Source organism: Pseudomonas sp. NFX224 (assembly GCF_048565165.1).
Taxonomy (GTDB): domain Bacteria; phylum Pseudomonadota; class Gammaproteobacteria; order Pseudomonadales; family Pseudomonadaceae; genus Aquipseudomonas.
Genome location: NZ_CP183416.1, coordinates 4,466,051 through 4,487,236 on the forward strand (window position 1 = coordinate 4,466,051; position 21,186 = coordinate 4,487,236).

Sequence of the window (21,186 nt, forward strand, 5' to 3'; positions counted from 1 at the left end):
GGGATGCCGTCAGGCAGCCTGAGCCTCGCTCTCATCCGTTCCCGGAATCGTCTTTACGATGTAGCAGCGTTGCGGGCCGAGGCCGGGCAAACGGACCAAGCTCGATGCTTTGCCATCTGTTCCGGGCTCCAGTACACCTCGACATAGAAGCTCCTTGTTCACCGCACTGATATTCATGCCCTTGAACACCTCGGAACGCCATGCCTCAGGCAGCACGTAGTAGGTGTTGGTGGTGTGCAACGCATCACCCAGGCCATGTTCCAGCGTCTTGCGAAAACCCAACCGGTCGATGGTGCGTGGACCGTGCTCATCGATCTTCGCGGCCGCCGATTCCCAGCGGGTGAAACGGCTCTCACCGAAGCGCTCGATGACCTGGCGCAACCGCACCAAGATGGCGTCCCCTTCAAGGTTCCCGGCGCCACCGCGCTCATTCATCCAGGCACTGAGGCAGACTCGGGCCGCGGTGGTGGCGGTGCCGTCTGGCCAGCCGGTAATTCCCATTGCGGTTGCCAGTTCGCCGGCAGCGGCGGCCAGACCGAAACGGGCTGCTGCGCGGTGCGCTTGGCCACTCGCTGACGCGGGCAATGCCTTGGCGATAAATCTCTCCAAGGTGTGGCGCAGGATCGCCGACCAACCATGCCGCTTGCCGGGCTCACAGAGGGCCGACAGGAAAGCGGTGAGCGGTGTACCGTAGTACTTGGCCACCCGTGCCTTGAGTGCATCGGAGAGGGCGGCTGCATCATCGAAGCCGTTCAGCGCATCGAACATGCCGAGGCCTTTGCTGGCATCGGCAGGGACGGCGAGCATGCGCACCTCCATGCCTGCTTTCAGCTCTTTGTTGGCTTCGGCCATATGTTGGGCCAAGGTCTTCTCGCCGGTGGAGAGGAAGAGCAGACGCCACTCCTGTACCTGTCGGCCTGCTTGGCCCCGGTCATTGGCGCGTGCCTTGCCGGTGCCGTTGCCGAGCATGTACACCGTTTCGCCGATGATGCGTGGATCGCACATGCCGATCTCGTCGAGTACCAGGAGGCCGTCGGAATGAGCAGCGGCGATGGATTCGAGTGCGTTGTCGGTCGAGCGCCACGAGCGCACCAGACGCGGGCCGCCGTAGATCGAGGTGGCGACTTGCAGGTGTGTGGTCTTTCCTCCGGAGCTGTCGCCGTACAGGTGAAAGCCGCCCGACTCATGGCCGAGCATGTGCAGCAGCGGGCCAGCGAACGCTACGCCGACGACAAAAGCCAAGCGATGGTTGCCAACACACAGCGAGCCTATCTGCTGCTGCCATTGCTCCAGCGTGCCCGCTTCGCTGATTGGTGGAAGCTGCGCACCGGCCTCGTAGAAGTGCAGGTGTTCGCTGTGCGCGCCGACCTGCTGCTCGGGCAGTAGAAAGGCGCTGTCGTGCCAACCCAAGCGGGTGACCAGCCGCGCCCGTTGCGCACTGTCGAAGCCGCCGAGATAACTCTGCAGATCGTTGCGCGCATTGCGTCCCGAGCGGCTACCGGCGAGGCGTAGGCCCATGTCCACCAGCGGGCCGAGAACGTCCTTGCCGAAGTCGCCGGTCATGGTGCGCGCCGGGATGTTCCAGCGCTTCTTGGTGCCGTCTGGATCGTCGAACTCGACCAGTAGGCCCCAGTTGTGGCCCTTGTCGTCACGGGTCCGGGCGAGGATTTCCAGAGGCGAACACACCGGGCGCGCCTCGCCATCGTCACCGGCATAAAACACACCTTCGGGCGTCAAGCGAAAGCCGCCAGGCATCAGGTCATTTTTCGATTTTGCGGGACGCTTCGCTGCTGTTTTTGTCTTCGGTTCCGGTTTGGTCTCGACCTGTTCAGGCTCCGGCTTTTCTACAACCACACCGAACAGTTCACCGCTGCTTTCCAGCTCGGCGAAGTGGACCGCTCTCCAGCCTTTGGCGAGTGCATCGGCCGCGTCGTCGCCTTCGTCCCATTGACCATCTTTGGCGAAGGTTGCGCGGTCGTTCTTCAACGTTGGCTTGCGTTTGAATATATCAAGCGACATGACCCGGACCGAGGCGGCGCCGATCTCGCGTAGCTTCTTGGCGATGGCTTCCATGCACGCTTTGCCGCTGTCGTCGTTGTCTGGCCACAACAGCACGTCGCGGCCCTTGAGCGGTGTCAGGTCAGATTTGTGCCAGGAATTGGAGCCGTTCGGCCAGCAAGTGGCTACGTAGCCAGCCAGCAACTCGGCGGCGGCATCAGCGGCTTTCTCGCCTTCGCACAGAACAACCGGTGCGTCTCCGCGTTGTGTCAGTTCATCAAGGCGCAGCAGTGGACGCGGCTCTGGCAGACCCTGCCAGCGCCATTGCGTGGTTTGGCCGTCCGATCGCTGACACCACGTCAACGGTGCAAAAACCTTCTTCGGTTTGCCATCGTCGTCGGGGCCGAGATCGAAGCGGTAAAGCGCCATGAGCGACTGGCCATGTGCGTCCCGATAGATCCACACTTTGGATGGCGCGCCGTGCTGCCGATGCTTGGCCGGGCACTTGTTCATGGCCTCGGTCGGGATCGGCTGAATGGCGATCCATTCAGGTGCTTTTGTCTTGGCTGGCGCTGGCTTCGCCAGGGCGGCGCCGGGCGAGACGTTCAGCAGCTCTGCCAGCTTGTTGCAGGCCTCGACGTCGGTGCCGCCATCCAGGTAGCGCACCAGATCAATCAGATCGCCGCCCTTGTCATCGGTGGCGAAGTCGGCCCAGGTGCCCTTGCTCAGATTGACCTTGAGCGAACCGGCGCGCTTGTCGCTGCGGGTCGGATTTGGTGCGGTGTATTCCTTGCCACCATCCACGCGCTTGCCGTTCGGCAGCCAGTACGATAGGACACGTTCAATGTCTTTCAGCGAGGCGGCTTTCACGTCGGCAAAGCTTGGACGTTTTGCGGTGCTATTCGGACGTTGGCTCATGTGTCGGCCCTCGACAAAAACAGCGCATCGTTAATGTCATCGAGCAGGGCCTTGGCCATTTCACCAAGATACAAGGCGGGCCAACTGAAGCACTCGCCTTGGTCGCTCATGGCCGCTTCAAAAGAGAGTTGATTTGCGTGCTGCTGGAATTGCGAAGCCATCTCCAGCGCATCTTCGACCGGTATACCTGCGTTGACTCGAAACAGCTTCTGATCAGTAGCGTTCACGCGTGTAAACGCAGCTCGGCCTAGCGTGGTGGGCGGCGTCATAGCGCACCGCCTTTCTGCTCAATAGGAACAGAGGATGCGTCACCATGCAGTGTGAGGGTTTTGATGAGACCTAAGGTGCCGCGCACGTCCCAAATAACCGCTGCCAGTACGTGATTGGCTAAGCGAGGTCTGTCGCCTTCGCTTTCAAAGTGGTCTTCGAGCAGGGTCAGCACCGAGTCGGCGCGAGCAATTGCGCAGGTGATAGCGTCGATCGGCACACCGGCTTCGACTCCTTTGTCTACGCAGAGCAGATCTTCGGGCAGGGTGAAACTCAGGGCGTTGTTCATTGACGCTCCCCTGCGATTCCAAAGTCTTCATTTTTGTTTTTCTGAGCGCTGTAGCCTGCCCATTCAGCGGAGTACATATCTTGCTTAATGGGGATAGTACGCGGTACTTCCACTCTAGAGACGCCACGACAGCGGAGTGCCTCAAGGTCAATCAAACGTGTCGTTTTCGACAAGGTGTGCCTATCAAGGATCGCGCCCTTATGGTCTATCAAATGGATGGTGATATGCTTTGGCGGTTGCATTGCGGTCTGCTCAGATTTGCTGTGCGACAGTCGAGTCAGTGGTACGAACACTGGCTCGACACTTCTTTCTACTAAAGCCAGTCCTAGGGCCAGTCTTCTAGGGAGCATCCCAGCCAATTTTGCTCCCTCGACCGCTACCGCGTTCACCGGGCGCCTGCCTTTGCTGCGCGTTCAATCCAAGCCTTGAGCTCAGTCATCAAAATCAGACGTCGCCGTCCGAGTTTGAAAGCCTTAAGGTCGCCAGAAGCGATGAGCTCATAAACTCCTGACCTTGAATAGCCAACCACGCGGGCAGCGTCTTCCACGCTAACTGCAAGAGGTGCGATGTGTTCGGGGTTGTTCATTAGCTTGTCCTTGATCGGTGGGGCGGACTGTACGATACTGGTCCGGACGTAAACATCCTATTTGTAAGTAACATCATCTGCAAGCAAAAATTTTGTAGACATTGCGAGGCGAGTAAATGGCAAATCGTTCGAAGAAGGTTGTTCTATCGGCGAGGGTCGACCCCTACCTTAAAGCTGCGCTTGAACTGCTGGCGGCATCTAGCAACGAGAAAATCGTGAAGATCCTAGAGTCATGCCTTGAGAATGGGATGAATGACCGAACCATCACGAACCCGTTTAAAGCTCCGCAAAAGGATCTGGGAAAAATCAGTTTCATGGTCGCATTCACTGCGATCTGGTCGGAGAATGAAACTCTCTACAAGCTACGCGCAGGAACGCTCGGGCCTGATTTCGCCGGAGAGGAGTTATCGATGGTCGCTATGTTTATCAATGGCGATAAGTATTTCGATGGGGAGTTCGATGTTTTCGGGGATTTGAACGGTTCGACAGAGAAGTTTGGGTTCAAGCCGCGAATGCAGCCTCGGGTGAACCTTGCCTTGGTAGAGAAGGAGTGGCCAATTGTTGAGGAATATGTGAGGTTTCTGGCAAACAACAAGCCGCTTCAGCCGGGTTATGCCGATTACAAAAGTATGCGGGCTCAATCTCTGGCTAAATGAGTTCAACCGCCGCGGCTTTTGTTTCCGGCGCCAAGTGGGCATACCGGAGTGTCATCTTGATATCGGCGTGCCCCAGCAGATCGCGTACCGTGTTGAGCGGTACGCCGGCCATTACCAGGCGTGACGCGAAGTCGTGACGCATATCGTGCCAGCGGAAGCCTCCGATCTTGGCGCGCTCCAGCAGATTGAGCCAGGCACTTTTAACATCCTCCAGGCGGCCACCGGCCTGACTCGGGAAAACGTATCGAGACTTTCCTACCTGCTTTTTCCAATTATCCAGCACGCCGAAGGTTTCCTTGTTCATCGGGATATGCCGCGTGTCGCTCGTTTTGGTGGTGGAACCGGCAACGGTGATCGTCTTAGTGGGGAAGTTCACCTCTGACCATTTCAGGTCGAACAGCTCGCCGCGCCTCATTCCGGTATTCAGCGACACCAGCACCATGGGCTTCAGGTGATCGGTGAAGGGCAGTTCCAGCAAGCTCGGCATCAATTCTTTGTCGCGGTCTGCCCGCCACTTGTTCGCAGTCTCGCGCTCGGCCCGCGCTTCGTCTTGGCGCGCGTCCAGCGCTTCGCGCAGGCGCTTGGTCTCATCGGCATCCAGATAGCGGACCAGCCCCATGGAGTCGACCTTGAGCTGTTTCAGCTTGGTCAGCGGATGCGCGGAGATGTACTCCCATTCAACGGCCCGGCTGTACACGCCGCTGATCGAGCCCATTTTGCGGTTGACCGTTGATGGCTTATTGCCTGACAGCATCCATCCGGTGCGGATCTGCTCAAGATCGCGACCAGTGATAGAGTCGAGACGCTGAGACATGATCGCCTCGAAGTTGTTGTCGAGCGTGTGCAGGGTTTTCTCATGCCCTTTGTGGTGCGTTTTGAACCAAGGCATATAAGTGTCGTCGATGAACTGGCGCAAGGAGGGCAGGGCGGCACCTTTCCGCCCCTGAGCGATGGCCAACGGCTCGCCATGGGCGTGCGCATCGGCAAGATACTGGGCGGCTTCGGTGCGCACCTGATCGAGCGTCACTACGCCGACGCGGCCGAGGGTGGCATTCTTGTTGCGGCCCCAGGTGACCATGTACGATTTATGCCCACTCGGCAGCACGCGGATGAATAAGCCGGGCTGTACAGTGTCATGTACGCGGTAAGCCTTCGGCTCAGTGGCCAAGCTGTTGATGAGTTTCTGGGTGATCTTCGTTTTCAAGCAATACAGCTCCGTGACAGCACCGTGGCAGCAAAAAGAACTATACGGCGCCGTTTTTACGGACGCAACCGGACGAAAAGCCCTGTAATAGCTGGGCTGTCTCAAGCCTGCTAGGTTATAAATTGACCCTCCTAAGGGGAAGGTTGGCAGTTCGAACCTGCCCTGGGACACCACGATTTCCTTGCTATTCACTCTTCGTTTCTCATGGTCATCAGAAGTGGCCACTCCAGTCGCACCCCCTGATTTTCGTAGGTCTCCCTCCTCTATATATAGAGGGAAATAGGCCGCTCCATGCTTTTTGCGCGTTTATGATAAAAAACCAAAATCAGTGCTTGACGGCAGATCTCAGGTGTCTATAATTCGCCCCACTTCCGGCGCAGTCGAAACGGAAAACTCCTTGGTAAACAACGAGTTACGCAGTTTTCGGCAGCAGGTTGCTTCAGTTCATCGAAGCCAAAAGGAAGTTGAAAAAGAGGTGTTGACAGCAGCGTGTAACGCTGTAGAATTCGCCTCCCGCTGATGAGAGATCTGAGGCGCAAGTGGTTGAAGTTGTTGAGGAATTCCTCGAAAGCTTCTGAAAATAATCACTTGACAGCAAATGAGGCTGCTGTAGAATGCGCGCCTCGGTTGAGACGAAAGATCTTAACCAACCGCTCTTTAACAACTGAATCAAGCAATTCGTGTGGGTGCTTGTGGGGTCAGACTGCTAGTCAACAGATTATCAGCATCACAAGTTACTCCGCGAGAAATCAAAGATGTAACCAACGATTGCTGAGCCAAGTTTAGGGTTTTCTCAAAACCCAAAGATGTTTGAACTGAAGAGTTTGATCATGGCTCAGATTGAACGCTGGCGGCAGGCCTAACACATGCAAGTCGAGCGGATGAAGAGAGCTTGCTCTCTGATTCAGCGGCGGACGGGTGAGTAATGCCTAGGAATCTGCCTGGTAGTGGGGGACAACGTTTCGAAAGGAACGCTAATACCGCATACGTCCTACGGGAGAAAGCAGGGGACCTTCGGGCCTTGCGCTATCAGATGAGCCTAGGTCGGATTAGCTAGTTGGTGAGGTAATGGCTCACCAAGGCGACGATCCGTAACTGGTCTGAGAGGATGATCAGTCACACTGGAACTGAGACACGGTCCAGACTCCTACGGGAGGCAGCAGTGGGGAATATTGGACAATGGGCGAAAGCCTGATCCAGCCATGCCGCGTGTGTGAAGAAGGTCTTCGGATTGTAAAGCACTTTAAGTTGGGAGGAAGGGTTGTAGATTAATACTCTGCAATTTTGACGTTACCGACAGAATAAGCACCGGCTAACTCTGTGCCAGCAGCCGCGGTAATACAGAGGGTGCAAGCGTTAATCGGAATTACTGGGCGTAAAGCGCGCGTAGGTGGTTCGTTAAGTTGGATGTGAAAGCCCCGGGCTCAACCTGGGAACTGCATTCAAAACTGACGAGCTAGAGTATGGTAGAGGGTGGTGGAATTTCCTGTGTAGCGGTGAAATGCGTAGATATAGGAAGGAACACCAGTGGCGAAGGCGACCACCTGGACTGATACTGACACTGAGGTGCGAAAGCGTGGGGAGCAAACAGGATTAGATACCCTGGTAGTCCACGCCGTAAACGATGTCAACTAGCCGTTGGGAGCCTTGAGCTCTTAGTGGCGCAGCTAACGCATTAAGTTGACCGCCTGGGGAGTACGGCCGCAAGGTTAAAACTCAAATGAATTGACGGGGGCCCGCACAAGCGGTGGAGCATGTGGTTTAATTCGAAGCAACGCGAAGAACCTTACCAGGCCTTGACATCCAATGAACTTTCCAGAGATGGATTGGTGCCTTCGGGAACATTGAGACAGGTGCTGCATGGCTGTCGTCAGCTCGTGTCGTGAGATGTTGGGTTAAGTCCCGTAACGAGCGCAACCCTTGTCCTTAGTTACCAGCACGTTATGGTGGGCACTCTAAGGAGACTGCCGGTGACAAACCGGAGGAAGGTGGGGATGACGTCAAGTCATCATGGCCCTTACGGCCTGGGCTACACACGTGCTACAATGGTCGGTACAGAGGGTTGCCAAGCCGCGAGGTGGAGCTAATCCCATAAAACCGATCGTAGTCCGGATCGCAGTCTGCAACTCGACTGCGTGAAGTCGGAATCGCTAGTAATCGCGAATCAGAATGTCGCGGTGAATACGTTCCCGGGCCTTGTACACACCGCCCGTCACACCATGGGAGTGGGTTGCACCAGAAGTAGCTAGTCTAACCTTCGGGAGGACGGTTACCACGGTGTGATTCATGACTGGGGTGAAGTCGTAACAAGGTAGCCGTAGGGGAACCTGCGGCTGGATCACCTCCTTAATCGACGACTCAGCTGCTCCATAAGCTCCCACACGAATTGCTTGATTCATTGAAGAAGACGAAAGAAGCAGCCCGAAATTGGGTCTGTAGCTCAGTTGGTTAGAGCGCACCCCTGATAAGGGTGAGGTCGGCAGTTCGAATCTGCCCAGACCCACCAATTTTGTGTGGGAAACGCCTGTAGAAATACGGGGCCATAGCTCAGCTGGGAGAGCGCCTGCCTTGCACGCAGGAGGTCAGCGGTTCGATCCCGCTTGGCTCCACCACTACTGCTTCTCTTGTATAAAGCTTAGAAATGAGCATTCCATCGGTAAGATGGTGAATGTTGATTTCTAGTCTTTGACTAGATCGTTCTTTAAAAATTTGGGTATGTGATAGAAAGATAGACTGAACGTTACTTTCACTGGTAACGGATCAGGCTAAGGTAAAATTTGTGAGTTCTCTTAGTTGAGAAATTCGAATTTTCGGCGAATGTCGTCTTCACAGTATAACCAGATTGCTTGGGGTTATATGGTCAAGTGAAGAAGCGCATACGGTGGATGCCTTGGCAGTCAGAGGCGATGAAAGACGTGGTAGCCTGCGAAAAGCTTCGGGGAGTCGGCAAACAGACTTTGATCCGGAGATGTCTGAATGGGGGAACCCAGCCATCATAAGATGGTTATCTTGTACTGAATACATAGGTGCAAGAGGCGAACCAGGGGAACTGAAACATCTAAGTACCCTGAGGAAAAGAAATCAACCGAGATTCCCTTAGTAGTGGCGAGCGAACGGGGACTAGCCCTTAAGTGGCTTTGAGATTAGCGGAACGCTCTGGAAAGTGCGGCCATAGTGGGTGATAGCCCTGTACGCGAAAATCTCTTGGTCATGAAATCGAGTAGGACGGAGCACGAGAAACTTTGTCTGAATATGGGGGGACCATCCTCCAAGGCTAAATACTACTGACTGACCGATAGTGAACTAGTACCGTGAGGGAAAGGCGAAAAGAACCCCGGAGAGGGGAGTGAAATAGATCCTGAAACCGTATGCGTACAAGCAGTGGGAGCCCACTTTGTTGGGTGACTGCGTACCTTTTGTATAATGGGTCAGCGACTTATTTTCAGTGGCGAGCTTAACCGAATAGGGGAGGCGTAGCGAAAGCGAGTCTTAATAGGGCGTCTAGTCGCTGGGAATAGACCCGAAACCGGGCGATCTATCCATGGGCAGGTTGAAGGTTAGGTAACACTGACTGGAGGACCGAACCGACTACCGTTGAAAAGTTAGCGGATGACCTGTGGATCGGAGTGAAAGGCTAATCAAGCTCGGAGATAGCTGGTTCTCCTCGAAAGCTATTTAGGTAGCGCCTCATGTATCACTGTAGGGGGTAGAGCACTGTTTCGGCTAGGGGGTCATCCCGACTTACCAAACCGATGCAAACTCCGAATACCTACAAGTGCCGAGCATGGGAGACACACGGCGGGTGCTAACGTCCGTCGTGAAAAGGGAAACAACCCAGACCGTCAGCTAAGGTCCCAAAGTTATGGTTAAGTGGGAAACGATGTGGGAAGGCTTAGACAGCTAGGAGGTTGGCTTAGAAGCAGCCACCCTTTAAAGAAAGCGTAATAGCTCACTAGTCGAGTCGGCCTGCGCGGAAGATGTAACGGGGCTCAAACCATACACCGAAGCTACGGGTATCACTTAGGTGATGCGGTAGAGGAGCGTTCTGTAAGCCTGTGAAGGTGAGTTGAGAAGCTTGCTGGAGGTATCAGAAGTGCGAATGCTGACATGAGTAACGACAATGGGTGTGAAAAACACCCACGCCGAAAGACCAAGGTTTCCTGCGCAACGTTAATCGACGCAGGGTTAGTCGGTCCCTAAGGCGAGGCTGAAAAGCGTAGTCGATGGAAAACAGGTTAATATTCCTGTACTTCTGGTTATTGCGATGGAGGGACGGAGAAGGCTAGGCCAGCTTGGCGTTGGTTGTCCAAGTTTAAGGTGGTAGGCTGGAATCTTAGGTAAATCCGGGATTCTAAGGCCGAGAGCTGATGACGAGTGTTCTTTTAGAACACGAAGTGGTTGATGCCATGCTTCCAAGAAAAGCTTCTAAGCTTCAGGTAACCAGGAACCGTACCCCAAACCGACACAGGTGGTTGGGTAGAGAATACCAAGGCGCTTGAGAGAACTCGGGTGAAGGAACTAGGCAAAATGGCACCGTAACTTCGGGAGAAGGTGCGCCGGTGAGGGTGAAGGACTTGCTCCGTAAGCCCACGCCGGTCGAAGATACCAGGCCGCTGCGACTGTTTATTAAAAACACAGCACTCTGCAAACACGAAAGTGGACGTATAGGGTGTGACGCCTGCCCGGTGCCGGAAGGTTAATTGATGGGGTTAGCTAACGCGAAGCTCTTGATCGAAGCCCCGGTAAACGGCGGCCGTAACTATAACGGTCCTAAGGTAGCGAAATTCCTTGTCGGGTAAGTTCCGACCTGCACGAATGGCGTAACGATGGCGGCGCTGTCTCCACCCGAGACTCAGTGAAATTGAAATCGCTGTGAAGATGCAGTGTATCCGCGGCTAGACGGAAAGACCCCGTGAACCTTTACTATAGCTTTGCACTGGACTTTGAATTTGCTTGTGTAGGATAGGTGGGAGGCTTTGAAGCGTGGACGCCAGTTCGCGTGGAGCCATCCTTGAAATACCACCCTGGCAACTTTGAGGTTCTAACTCAGGTCCGTTATCCGGATCGAGGACAGTGTATGGTGGGTAGTTTGACTGGGGCGGTCTCCTCCTAAAGAGTAACGGAGGAGTACGAAGGTGCGCTCAGACCGGTCGGAAATCGGTCGTAGAGTATAAAGGCAAAAGCGCGCTTGACTGCGAGACAGACACGTCGAGCAGGTACGAAAGTAGGTCTTAGTGATCCGGTGGTTCTGTATGGAAGGGCCATCGCTCAACGGATAAAAGGTACTCCGGGGATAACAGGCTGATACCGCCCAAGAGTTCATATCGACGGCGGTGTTTGGCACCTCGATGTCGGCTCATCACATCCTGGGGCTGAAGCCGGTCCCAAGGGTATGGCTGTTCGCCATTTAAAGTGGTACGCGAGCTGGGTTTAGAACGTCGTGAGACAGTTCGGTCCCTATCTGCCGTGGACGTTTGAGATTTGAGAGGGGCTGCTCCTAGTACGAGAGGACCGGAGTGGACGAACCTCTGGTGTTCCGGTTGTCACGCCAGTGGCATTGCCGGGTAGCTATGTTCGGAATAGATAACCGCTGAAAGCATCTAAGCGGGAAACTAGCCTCAAGATGAGATCTCACTGGAACCTTGAGTTCCCTGAAGGGCCGTCGAAGACTACGACGTTGATAGGTTGGGTGTGTAAGCGCTGTGAGGCGTTGAGCTAACCAATACTAATTGCCCGTGAGGCTTGACCATATAACACCCAAGCAATTTGACGCTCCTCGTTGAAGAAACGAGAGAGACCAGATTGCGGTGTGTGAAGACGCAATGAACCGAAAGTTCGATGCTCACAAAACACCAAGCTATCACATAGCCAATTTGCTGAAGCGAGACCATCTGGTCACGAGTCAGTACCCGAATTTCTTGACGACCATAGAGCGTTGGAACCACCTGATCCCATCCCGAACTCAGAAGTGAAACGATGCATCGCCGATGGTAGTGTGGGGTTTCCCCATGTGAGAGTAGGTCATCGTCAAGATTAAATTCCGAAACCCCAATTGCGAAAGCAGTTGGGGTTTTGTTTTGGGCGAAAGAAAAGTGGCATGGCGGAAGGCCCTGTCTTTGCGCCAACAACCATCCAGGTTTTTTCGCTGAGCAAAGGCCTGTTGCTTCAAGAGAACGCTACCACTGGCCGATAACCATAGGGTCATAGCGATCTTCACTTCTCGCCGTCTCCATTCGTTATTGCAGTTCTAGAGAAATCGCTTGATAGCCTATGGCTACTAGCTATTATCTGCGCGCCCGTAAAGGGGTGATGAAGCTGACTTTCATGCCATTCGGTTCTTCCTCTTAAATTGCCTGGAAATCTTCGATGCTGTCGTATCACCAAAAGAGTTTTCTCATCGTCGATGATTTTTCGGACTTCCGCAGTTCGGTCAGGTCGATGCTGCGAGAGCTGGGCGTCAAGGATGTGGATACCGCCGACACTGGCGAACAGGCGCTGAAGATGTGTTCGCAGAAATCCTACGATTTCATCCTCCAGGATTTCCACCTCGGCGATGGCAAGAAGAACGGTCAGCAGGTACTCGAAGACCTGATGATCGAGAAGCTGATCAGTCATGAAAGTGTGTTCGTCATGGTCACCGCTGAAACCAGCCAGGCCATGGTGCTCAGCGCATTGGAGCATGAGCCGGACGCGTATCTGACCAAGCCCTTCAACCGGTCCGGCCTGGCCCAGCGCCTTGAGCGCCTGGAGCAGCGCAAGACTTTGCTCAAGCCGATCCTGCAGGCCCTCGACCGGGGAAAACCGGTTGAAGTGCTCAACGCCTGCATCGCACTGTGCAAACAAGACATTCGCTATTCGCCGCTGTGCCTGCGTTACCGCGCCGATGCACTGCGCGACTTGAATCAGAACGAAGCACTGGAGCGTCTCTACGACAGCATCATTGCTGACCGTCCCTTGCCTTGGGCCTTCGCCGGGCTCGGCAAGTTGCTGTTCAAGCGCGGTCAGGTTGCGCAGGCTAAAGGCATCTATGAGAAAGCGCTGAAAGTATTCCCGATGATGCCGGCGCTCTACGACGGCATGGCGGATGTATTGGTGTCCGAAGGGGACACCAGGAACGCCCAGAAGGTATTGGAAGAAGCGATTCGCCTGTCGCCACTGGCCGTGCGTCGCCAGGCGCAGCTCGGGAAGCTGGCGATGGCTAACGAAGATTTCGACACCGCCTCCAAAGCCTACCGCCAGGCTGTTGCCCAAGGTGCGCAATCACGTTTCAAGGATGCGGAAAGTAACCTTGGACTGGCCCATGCCTTGATCAGCAAAGGTAGTGAAAAAGGCCTGGATACCCGGACCCGACTGGAAATCAATACAACGCTGAGTGCCGTGGCAAAGGAGAACCCATCCGACCCCGGTCTGCAAATCCGTGCGCGGTTGATGAAGGCCACCAGTCTGTTGCTCAACGACGCGGAGACCGCCGAAAAGCTTACCGAGCAAGCGATGATGCGCCTCGATGGCATGGAGCAGTTCATGAGTGCCGAAGCGGCGTTGTTGGTAGCGAAGCAATTGCAGATGCTCGGGCAGGCCGACGCGGGCGTCTCGATGTTGAAGAACTGCGCAGAAATCTACGGCGATGATCCGACGGTCATGAAGGGCATTGCCAAATTGACCGATGACCCAAGCATTCTTAATTCGGGCAACGATGCTGCCGAGCTCAATCGTCAGGGCGTGCGCGTGTACAAGACCGGCAATCTGGTGGAAGCCCGGCAGGTGTTCCGCAAGGCCCTGGCGCTGCAACCGAAGAACATCAGTATCGCGTTGAACATGGCCCAGGCACTGCTGCACGGCACGGATACCAATGTGGCATCGGCCGAACTCGAAGAATGTCGGACCTGCCTGAAAATGGTCGGTCTGATGCCGGATTCCGATGCACGTTATCCGCGTTATCAGAAGCTCAAGAGCAAGGCGTTTGCCGAATGAACGATGACCAGCAAGCCCTGGATTTTTCCACGGTGATTGCATCCACCGTGCACGATATGAAGAACTCGTTGGCCATGCTGATGCAGGCCCACAGCCAATGGTTGGCGAACCTGCCTAAACCGGAACGACATGCACCGGAACAAGGGGTGATCGAGTTCGAGTTCGCTCATCTCAACGGCATGCTTGTGCAGTTGCTGGGCTTGTACAAGCTAGGCGTCAATCAGATGCCACTGCAACCGGCCTATCACGAGCTCGATGACTTCCTCGAAGCGCAACTGGCCTGTCACCAGGATGTGTTCGCCAGCCGTGGCATTGCAGCGACCTTTGAAGTCGACCCTTTGATCCCGCTAGGATTCTTCGATCGAGAGTTGATCGCTTCGGTGTTGGCCAACAGCATCAATAATGCGATTCGTTATGCCCGTCATGCGGTTTTGATCAGTGTCAGTGATGAAGCCGGGCAACTGATGCTGACCGTCAACGACGATGGCGAAGGCTATCCCGCCGAGATGATCGAGCGTCAGGCGGACTACGTACAAGGCATCAATCACAGCAGTGGCAGTACCGGCCTGGGTCTGTACTTTGCCGGACGGATTGCGGCATTGCATCAACGCAATGGCGTTGGCGGCCGCACTGAGATCAGCAATGGCGGTCCATTGGGTGGTGGGGTCTTCAGTCTCTATCTGCCCTGATCTTTTTTCTTGTAAAGCTTTTTGCTTGACGCTGCTTGATATTCCGAACACGCGGAGCCTATTTTGTACGGGTCGCCGTTCGCGGCTCGCACAATAACAAGGATTGCGTCATGACGACCGATGGACTGAGTTCACTCGCGCAGCGATTGACGGGCATTGATGAGATTGAATGTGTCACGCCGGATTTGAATGGCGTGCCACGGGGCAAAGTTATGACCGCCGAGGGTTTCCTCGAGGGGCGACGTTTGCAGATGGCGCGGGGTGTGCTGTTGCAATGCATCATGGGCGGATATCCGCCAGCGCGATTTTATGGAAGCGATGACAGCGACCTCGCACTGGTGCCGGATCCCGTACAGATCCACCGCTTGCCCTGGAGCAAGCAACCGCGAGCGTTCGCCATTTGCGATGCTGACGAGCTGACGGGCGAGAGCTCCAACCTGTCGACTCGAGGCCAGCTCAAGGCCGTGATCAAGCGCTATGCGGCACTTGGCCTGTCGCCGGTGGTGGCGACCGAGCTGGAGTTTTTTGTCTTCGCGCCCAATGCCGACCCGACTCAGCCATTCCAGCCGCCGCTTGGCCTGGACGGTCGTCGTGAAGACGGTCATTCGGCGTTCAGCGTCAGTTCCAACAACGGCTTGCGGCCGTTCTTCAGTGAAGTCTATGAGTATATGGTCGCGCTGGGTTTGCCTCGCGATACCTTCATGCACGAAATGGGCGTCAGCCAGTTCGAGATCAATCTGTTGCATGGTGATCCGCTATTGCTCGCCGATCAGACATTCCTGTTCAAGCATCTGCTCAAGGAAGTCGCGCTCAAGCACGGCCTGACGGTGGTGTGCATGGCCAAGCCATTGGCGCATACGCCGGGCAGTTCAATGCACATTCATCAGAGCATCGTCGAGATCGGCAGCGGGCGTAACGTGTTCAGTGACGATACCGGGCAGGAGACTGCAACCTTCCGGCATTTCATTGCCGGGCAGCAGGCTGCAATGGCGGACTTCACTGCGCTGTTTGCGCCGAACGTGAACTCGTATCAGCGCTTATGTCATCCCTTTGCGTCACCGAATAATGCCTGCTGGTCCCATGACAACCGGGCGGCGGGCTTGCGCATTCCGGCCAGTTCGCCGGTCGCTCGTCGGGTCGAGAATCGTTTGCCGGGGGCCGATGCCAACCCTTATCTGGCCATTGCCGCTAGCCTGGCTGCCGGGTTGTATGGCATAGAGCACAAACTGGAGCCGAGTGAGCCGATCCAGGGTGAGTTTGAAGTGCCGGACAATCTTTCATTGCCGTGTACCTTGCATGCGGCTCTTGAGCGTCTGAAACGTAGCCGATTGGCGAAGGAACTGTTTGGCCAAGAGTTCATCGAAGGCTACATCGCTTCGAAGACCCTGGAGTTGACCAGTTTCTATGATGAAATTACTCCCTGGGAACGGCGTGTTCTAGCAGCCCAGGCCTGACGAAATGTCGACATCGGGCTATCGTTTTCATAGCCCGTTACTCACTGCAAGGAGCCGCTCGGAACGCCGATGCGCCAAATCTGGAAATCCTTTCGAGCGCTTTATTTCGCCTCGCTGATGATGTTGATCGGCTCAGGCCTGTTGAGTACTTACCTGGCGTTGCGCCTGGCTGCCGATCACGTCGATAGCCTGTGGGTCGGTGCGTTGATGGCCGCCAACTATTTCGGCCTGGTGCTGGGCGGCAAGATCGGCCATCGGCTGATTGCGCGGGTCGGGCATATTCGAGCGTATTCCGCTTGTGCCGGGATCGTCGGTGCGGCGGTACTGGGGCATGGTTTGGTCGATTGGCTGCCTGCGTGGCTGTTCCTGCGGGTGATCGTCGGCCTGGGCATGATGTGCCAGTACATGGTCATCGAGAGCTGGCTCAACGAGCAGGCGGATGCCAAGCAGCGCGGACTGGTGTTCAGCGGCTACATGATCGCTTCCTACCTGGGCTTGGTATTGGGGCAACTGATTCTCGTCATGCATCCGAGTCTGGGCCTTGAACTGCTGATGCTGGTAGCGCTGTGCTTCACCCTGTGTCTGGTGCCGGTGGCGCTGACGCGACGCATTCACCCGGCGCCGCTGCATCCGGCGCCGATGGAGCCGCGCTTTTTTATCAAGCGAGTGCCGCAATCGTTGAGTACGGTGTTGGGAGCCGGGCTGATCGTTGGCTCGTTCTACGGTTTGGCGCCGCTGTATGCCTCTCAGCAAGGCTTGTCCACGGAGCAGGTCGGTCTGTTCATGGGTAGCTGTATTTTTGCCGGGCTGTTGGTGCAGTGGCCATTGGGCTGGTTGTCCGATCGCTATGACCGGGCGCTGTTGATTCGCTGTTTCGCGTTCAGCCTGGCGCTGGCCGCCATGCCGCTGGCGATCATGAAGCAGGTGCCGCTGGAAGTGTTGTTCGTCGCCGGGTTCCTCTGCTCATTAGTGCAGTTCTGCCTGTACCCGTTGGCGGTCGCATTTTCCAACGACCACGTCGAAGGCGATCGACGGGTTTCGCTGACAGCGATGCTGCTGGTGACCTACGGTGTTGGCGCGAGCATTGGGCCGTTGGTGGCTGGCGTGCTGATGAAGTTGTTCGGCAGCCAGATGCTCTATGCGTTCTTCAGTTTTTTTGCGCTGGTGCTGGTGTGGCGAATTCGTCCGAAAGCGGTAACCAACCTGCATCAGGTGGACGATGCGCCTCTGCATCACGTTGCCATGCCGGACAGCATGTCGAGTTCGCCATTGGTGGCGGCACTTGATCCGCGTGTGGATGAGCAAGTGGTGCAGGATCAGATGCAGAATCCGATTCCTCCCGAGCCAGCGCCGGAACCGGAGCCGCCAACCGACACGCCGCCAGAGGATCCGGATTCGGGCCGGGAACAGAGCTTTACCGAAGCCAGGCCTTAACACTCAGGCATAAAAAAACGGGCAGTCACCGCAAGGGACTGCCCGTTTTTTATTGAAGCGTTGCTATCAGAGATCGTCTTTGTCGAAACGACGCGCTTCGCGTTGCAGCTGGTAGACGAACCGCTCGACCTGCCGTTGCACCAGTCCGCTCATGTTGTGGAAGCGTACACCGGCGAAGGTGGTGGAGATTCTTTCTTCGAAGTGCAGGTAGCGCAGTTCGACCGGAGCCGTCATCTTGCCGAAGGGCAGGGCGGCTGAGAAGCGGTCATAGACCTGGCCCAGTTGCAGGCTGGCGGTGATATCGCCGTCGAAGCGCAACTTGCAACCGGTGGCGGAAATATCCAGCAGTTTGCCGCTAATCGGTGCCTTGAGCTTCTCGCCATCCAGGTCGACGTTGACCAGTTGAGCCAGTTTCAATGCTGCGCGGAATGCATTGCGGCGCTGGTGGTAGACCACCTCGTCAGGCAGCGTGCCACGGTAGCAACGAGCACCGCCGGATTCGTCGATGGTCAGCGGGCCATTGCTTTCCCAGGCAATACGCACGCCTTCATGGAAACCTTCAACCTTGAACGGTTCGCCGGCCAGCAGGTAGCGTTCGCCGTCACGGGGAATCATTTCGTCGAGGGCGATCAAGTTGCGGTCACGGTCTATGTCCACCAGATAGCTCTGGAAGCGCTGACTGCGCTCGTGGAACGTGATGATCAGCGGGTCATGGCTTTCTTGCAGCTGGCGAAGGTTGCCGGAGATTTCCAGGGGCGTGCTGAGCACCTTGGGTGGCTGCGGAGAATCATCCGCATTTAAGGCATTGGACACGGTTAATCAATCTCCAGGCAAATTTTGACTACGGCTGGCCATCATTTTGCCAGCAAGTTTCGCGTCTTGATAGAGTGGGCTCGTCGGCGGGCTCAAGCCTGACTGAGTGGGCGCGGTTTCACAAGCTTGGAAAATGTTCCGCTGGCATCATAGAGCGCTGGAGGCTCGCCGCCGGTAATAATTTTCAGCTGGGTGGCCGTGGCGACCTGCTGTACCACGATCGACTGACCGTTGTTGGCATTGACGGCCTGGCATTGGGTCAGGAGGTCGGTCAGCACATCGCTTTGCGCCAGCAACGCTTCACCAACGCTGGACTGGCTGGCCAGTTGCTCCAGACCGCTGCGGTTGGTGGGCAGGTTGAGGCTGGCGAGGATTTCACTGCGCTTGCGGCCATGCTGTTCGAGCAAAATGACCAATGCCTGCTTCTGCGCCAGAATGTTTTCGAGCAGGTACATGTCGCGACCATGCAAGGCGATCGATTCAGTACGCAGTAACTCCAGCAGTTGTTGCGCTGGAGCAAAATCATCGGTGATCAGTTGCAGTAGATTAGTGTCGTGCATGGCTGGCCTTGGGTTTTAAGCGTCCAAAAGCCTGGCGCGGGCGGTGGCCCTAGCGCTGGGCTTCGAAGTTGAGGAGTTTGCTGGCTACACGGTTGCTGTCGACTTTATAGCTGCCATCGGCAATCGCTGCTTTCAGCTCGGCCACGCGGGCTTTGTCGACGGCAGGCTGATCGCGCAGCGTATCAGTGACCTTTTGCAACTGTTGAGCCTCATTGCTGAGATGTACCGATTCCCCGCTCGTGACGGTGCTGGCCTGTTCGGCCGGGGTATTCAGCGGCGCGGATTTGCCGGCATCGGCGGTTTCCTTGGCAGCGCTGGTACGTGTATTGCCCGTAAGTGACGAGGAGCTGTTCAAACGGCTGAAATCGATGACCATGATAGAAACCTCTGGGAATTTGGACGCTTGCCATGTTTTCGGCCATACCCGGAAAAACTTTAGGCTCATTTATCAATGAGCTTGCGCGCGCCAACGCTTGTCCTGCATGGGACACAGTTTAGGGAACACCCTCGTTCGGCGCCACTCTCCAGAGAACGCTTACATGGACACTTCCACCTGGCCGGGCGCGGTGACTTGCGCCTTGATGACCCGTTGGGAGTTGAGGTTTTTCACCCGGATCTGTTCGCTCATGCCGCCGTTTGCCAGTGCTTCGCCGGGCATTTTCACGCTGAGCGTACCACTGCGGGCGGTAATGACTACCTGATCGCCCTTGCGGATGACTTCCGCTTGTTCGAGGTGCACCAGGGTAATCACCTGATCGGCGACCATTGGTCGGGTAAGTCGTTGTCCGATCGCCTGGTCCAGGGAAGTCAGGTAGCCCTGGGTGATTACGCTGATATCGCGCTCGCGCAACGTGACATCTTCAGGCTCGACAATGCCGGTGCGCCGCAGCGGTCGGGTGGTGGTCACGACGTCGCGAAACAGGCGGACTTGAGCGGGTACGAAGACGGTCCAGGGCGATGTTCCTTCGCAGCGAACCTTGACCGTGACCCGGCCCAGCGGCTTGGCCGGACTCTCCAGCGTGGCTGTCAATTCCTTGTCGCACATCGGCATGCGCAGGCGGGGATCGAGCTGGTTGACCTGGATTTCGTAGCGACCTTCCGTTTGACTGGTGGCCAGATAGTCTTCTACGGTGAATTCAAGAAAGCCCTGAGTGACGCCGATAAGCATGTCAGGCAAGGTAACTGCGTCAGCAAGGGCAGGGCTGCCAGCGTTGAACAGGCACACAGCGGCCAACGCACCAAGCCATTTGCGGTAGGGTGTGGTCAAGCGTCGAAAAAATGTCGGTTCTGTGTTCATAGAAATATAAAAAGCAAGCGCCGTGCCGTTTAGAGATGAATGTGCGTCGCAACAACACTTAGCGTTGGTGTAGGAGTCTGGGCATGGCTGGTGTAATGGATTCGGTGAACCAGCGCACGCAACTGGTGGGGCAGAATCGCCTTGAGCTGTTGTTGTTCCGTCTCGACGGGCAGCAGTTGTATGGGATCAACGTGTTCAAGGTTCGGGAGGTGCTGCAATGCCCCCAACTGACGCTGATGCCCAAGTCCAGTCCTGTCGTGTGCGGCGTGGCGAATATCCGGGGGGCGACCATTCCGATCCTTGATCTGGCAATGGCGACCGGCTCCGGTGCTTTGAAGGACAAGAACAATCCCTTCGTGATCATCACGGAGTACAACACCAAGACCCAGGGTTTCCTGGTGCGCTCGGTGGAACGCATCGTCAACATGAACTGGGAGGAGATTCATCCGCCACCCAAGGGCACCGGTCGCGATCACTACCTGACGGCGGTGACGCGGGTCGACAATCAGTTGGTTGAAATCATCGACGTCGAGAAGGTGCTCGCGGAAGTGGCACCGACGCCTGAAGCGATTTCGGCCGGCGTGGTGGATGTCGAAACCCAGCACAAGGCGCTCTCGTTGCGCGTGCTGACGGTCGACGACTCGTCGGTGGCGCGCAAGCAGGTCACGCGTTGCCTGCAGACGGTGGGTGTTGAAGTGGTGGCGTTGAACGACGGGCGGCAAGCGCTGGATTACCTGCGCAAACTGGTCGACGAGGGCAAGAGGCCGGAAGAAGAGTTCCTGATGATGATCTCCGACATCGAGATGCCGGAGATGGACGGGTACACGCTGACGGCCGAGATCCGCAACGACCCTCGCATGCAAAAGCTTCATATCATCCTGCATACTTCGTTGTCCGGTGTGTTCAATCAGGCGATGGTCAAGAAAGTCGGTGCCGATGACTTCCTGGCCAAATTCCGCCCTGATGACCTGGCATCCCGGGTAGTCGACCGGATCAAAGCAGCAGACATCAGCTAGGGGCGTTCGGCCCCTGGCAGTCAACACGATTTAA

Annotated in this window: 15 protein-coding genes, 2 tRNA genes and 3 rRNA genes; 11 read left to right on the top strand and 9 right to left on the bottom strand. The window is 56.1% G+C overall.

Translation table 11 applies throughout. The features are described 5' to 3' along the window. Positions 1 to 9: 9 nt before the first annotated feature. The 4 genes from ACNYC6_RS20415 to ACNYC6_RS20430 all read right to left on the bottom strand — a co-directional run bounded on the left by ACNYC6_RS20415 (position 10) and on the right by ACNYC6_RS20430 (position 4,058). Positions 10 to 2,916 carry a DUF927 domain-containing protein gene (locus ACNYC6_RS20415; RefSeq protein WP_419708889.1) on the bottom strand — a complete coding sequence of 969 codons (2,907 nt, stop codon included), beginning with the start codon at positions 2,914 to 2,916 and terminating at the stop codon, positions 10 to 12. Next, positions 2,913 to 3,185, bottom strand: coding sequence for a DUF3077 domain-containing protein (locus ACNYC6_RS20420; protein ID WP_419708890.1), 273 nt, complete (start codon positions 3,183 to 3,185; stop codon positions 2,913 to 2,915). Before ACNYC6_RS20420 ends, ACNYC6_RS20415 begins: the two co-directional genes overlap by 4 nt. Continuing rightward, on the bottom strand, positions 3,182 to 3,472 hold the full coding sequence (locus ACNYC6_RS20425; RefSeq protein ID WP_419708891.1) for a hypothetical protein: 291 nt from the start codon (positions 3,470 to 3,472) through the stop codon (positions 3,182 to 3,184). Before ACNYC6_RS20425 ends, ACNYC6_RS20420 begins: the two co-directional genes overlap by 4 nt. Before the next feature lie 385 nt (positions 3,473 to 3,857). Next, complete coding sequence (locus ACNYC6_RS20430; protein ID WP_172791477.1) at positions 3,858 to 4,058, bottom strand: helix-turn-helix domain-containing protein; 201 nt, start codon at positions 4,056 to 4,058, stop codon at positions 3,858 to 3,860. 116 nt (positions 4,059 to 4,174) lie between these two features. On the opposite strand from ACNYC6_RS20430, the gene ACNYC6_RS20435 reads away from it, so the two are divergent. Beyond that, positions 4,175 to 4,714 carry a hypothetical protein gene (locus tag ACNYC6_RS20435; protein WP_419708892.1) on the top strand — a complete coding sequence of 180 codons (540 nt, stop codon included), beginning with the start codon at positions 4,175 to 4,177 and terminating at the stop codon, positions 4,712 to 4,714. On the opposite strand, the gene ACNYC6_RS20440 is transcribed toward ACNYC6_RS20435, so the two are convergent. Continuing rightward, positions 4,707 to 5,918: a phage integrase gene (locus ACNYC6_RS20440; RefSeq protein ID WP_419708893.1), complete on the bottom strand. Its 1,212-nt coding sequence runs from the start codon at positions 5,916 to 5,918 to the stop codon at positions 4,707 to 4,709. The genes ACNYC6_RS20435 and ACNYC6_RS20440 overlap by 8 nt on opposite strands. Positions 5,919 to 6,730: 812 nt before the next feature. Between ACNYC6_RS20440 and ACNYC6_RS20445 the strand changes: the two genes are divergently transcribed. The 9 genes from ACNYC6_RS20445 to ACNYC6_RS20485 all read left to right on the top strand — a co-directional run bounded on the left by ACNYC6_RS20445 (position 6,731) and on the right by ACNYC6_RS20485 (position 17,466). Next, a 16S ribosomal RNA gene (locus ACNYC6_RS20445) occupies positions 6,731 to 8,267 on the top strand. Positions 8,268 to 8,347: 80 nt separating this feature from the next. Then, a tRNA-Ile gene (locus ACNYC6_RS20450) sits at positions 8,348 to 8,424 on the top strand. 30 nt (positions 8,425 to 8,454) lie between these two features. Continuing rightward, positions 8,455 to 8,530: transfer RNA gene (locus ACNYC6_RS20455), tRNA-Ala, on the top strand. Positions 8,531 to 8,776: 246 nt separating this feature from the next. Further along, a 23S ribosomal RNA gene (locus ACNYC6_RS20460) occupies positions 8,777 to 11,668 on the top strand. 167 nt (positions 11,669 to 11,835) lie between these two features. Next, a 5S ribosomal RNA gene (gene rrf, locus ACNYC6_RS20465) occupies positions 11,836 to 11,951 on the top strand. Together the 16S, 23S and 5S rRNA genes with 2 tRNA genes alongside form the textbook arrangement of a ribosomal RNA operon. 333 nt (positions 11,952 to 12,284) lie before the next feature. After that, positions 12,285 to 13,889 (top strand): response regulator, encoded by a 1,605-nt coding sequence (locus ACNYC6_RS20470; protein ID WP_419708894.1) that lies wholly within the window; start codon positions 12,285 to 12,287, stop codon positions 13,887 to 13,889. Further along, entirely contained in the window at positions 13,886 to 14,578 is a 693-nt protein-coding gene (locus ACNYC6_RS20475; RefSeq protein ID WP_419708895.1) for a sensor histidine kinase, read from the top strand. The genes ACNYC6_RS20470 and ACNYC6_RS20475 overlap by 4 nt, the downstream gene beginning before the upstream one ends. 212 nt (positions 14,579 to 14,790) lie before the next feature. Beyond that, positions 14,791 to 16,032, top strand: coding sequence for a glutamine synthetase family protein (locus tag ACNYC6_RS20480; RefSeq protein WP_419712992.1), 1,242 nt, complete (start codon positions 14,791 to 14,793; stop codon positions 16,030 to 16,032). Positions 16,033 to 16,101: 69 nt separating this feature from the next. After that, entirely contained in the window at positions 16,102 to 17,466 is a 1,365-nt protein-coding gene (locus ACNYC6_RS20485) for an MFS transporter (RefSeq protein ID WP_338582513.1), read from the top strand. Positions 17,467 to 17,532: 66 nt separating this feature from the next. On the opposite strand, the gene ACNYC6_RS20490 is transcribed toward ACNYC6_RS20485, so the two are convergent. The 4 genes from ACNYC6_RS20490 to flgA form a co-directional block, all read right to left on the bottom strand. Beyond that, positions 17,533 to 18,279: a flagellar brake protein gene (locus ACNYC6_RS20490; protein ID WP_419708896.1), complete on the bottom strand. Its 747-nt coding sequence runs from the start codon at positions 18,277 to 18,279 to the stop codon at positions 17,533 to 17,535. 92 nt (positions 18,280 to 18,371) lie between these two features. Further along, entirely contained in the window at positions 18,372 to 18,839 is a 468-nt protein-coding gene (locus ACNYC6_RS20495) for a flagella synthesis protein FlgN (protein WP_419708897.1), read from the bottom strand. Between the two features lie 49 nt (positions 18,840 to 18,888). After that, positions 18,889 to 19,215, bottom strand: a complete 327-nt coding sequence (gene flgM / locus ACNYC6_RS20500; RefSeq protein WP_419708898.1) for a flagellar biosynthesis anti-sigma factor FlgM — start codon at positions 19,213 to 19,215, stop codon at positions 18,889 to 18,891. A gap of 159 nt (positions 19,216 to 19,374) precedes the next feature. After that, positions 19,375 to 20,136 carry a flagellar basal body P-ring formation chaperone FlgA gene (gene flgA / locus ACNYC6_RS20505; RefSeq protein WP_419708899.1) on the bottom strand — a complete coding sequence of 254 codons (762 nt, stop codon included), beginning with the start codon at positions 20,134 to 20,136 and terminating at the stop codon, positions 19,375 to 19,377. An 83-nt stretch (positions 20,137 to 20,219) separates the two neighbouring features. Between flgA and ACNYC6_RS20510 the strand changes: the two genes are divergently transcribed. After that, on the top strand, positions 20,220 to 21,152 hold the full coding sequence (locus tag ACNYC6_RS20510; RefSeq protein WP_419708900.1) for a chemotaxis protein CheV: 933 nt from the start codon (positions 20,220 to 20,222) through the stop codon (positions 21,150 to 21,152). The last annotated feature ends 34 nt before the right edge of the window (positions 21,153 to 21,186 follow it).

Bases quoted from the DNA above. Each gene is read 5' to 3' on its own strand.
- ACNYC6_RS20495 (WP_419708897.1), bottom strand. From the start codon at position 18,839: ATGCACGACACTAATCTACTGCAACTGATCACCGATGATTTTGCTCCA.
- ACNYC6_RS20475 (WP_419708895.1), top strand. From the start codon at position 13,886: ATGAACGATGACCAGCAAGCCCTGGATTTTTCCACGGTGATTGCATCC.
- ACNYC6_RS20420 (WP_419708890.1), bottom strand. From the start codon at position 3,185: ATGACGCCGCCCACCACGCTAGGCCGAGCTGCGTTTACACGCGTGAAC.
- ACNYC6_RS20415 (WP_419708889.1), bottom strand. From the start codon at position 2,916: ATGAGCCAACGTCCGAATAGCACCGCAAAACGTCCAAGCTTTGCCGAC.
- ACNYC6_RS20485 (WP_338582513.1), top strand. From the start codon at position 16,102: ATGCGCCAAATCTGGAAATCCTTTCGAGCGCTTTATTTCGCCTCGCTG.
- ACNYC6_RS20430 (WP_172791477.1), bottom strand. From the start codon at position 4,058: ATGAACAACCCCGAACACATCGCACCTCTTGCAGTTAGCGTGGAAGAC.
- flgA (WP_419708899.1), bottom strand. From the start codon at position 20,136: ATGAACACAGAACCGACATTTTTTCGACGCTTGACCACACCCTACCGC.
- ACNYC6_RS20510 (WP_419708900.1), top strand. From the start codon at position 20,220: ATGGCTGGTGTAATGGATTCGGTGAACCAGCGCACGCAACTGGTGGGG.
- ACNYC6_RS20425 (WP_419708891.1), bottom strand. From the start codon at position 3,472: ATGAACAACGCCCTGAGTTTCACCCTGCCCGAAGATCTGCTCTGCGTA.
- flgM (WP_419708898.1), bottom strand. From the start codon at position 19,215: ATGGTCATCGATTTCAGCCGTTTGAACAGCTCCTCGTCACTTACGGGC.
- ACNYC6_RS20435 (WP_419708892.1), top strand. From the start codon at position 4,175: ATGGCAAATCGTTCGAAGAAGGTTGTTCTATCGGCGAGGGTCGACCCC.
- ACNYC6_RS20470 (WP_419708894.1), top strand. From the start codon at position 12,285: ATGCTGTCGTATCACCAAAAGAGTTTTCTCATCGTCGATGATTTTTCG.
- ACNYC6_RS20480 (WP_419712992.1), top strand. From the start codon at position 14,791: ATGACCGCCGAGGGTTTCCTCGAGGGGCGACGTTTGCAGATGGCGCGG.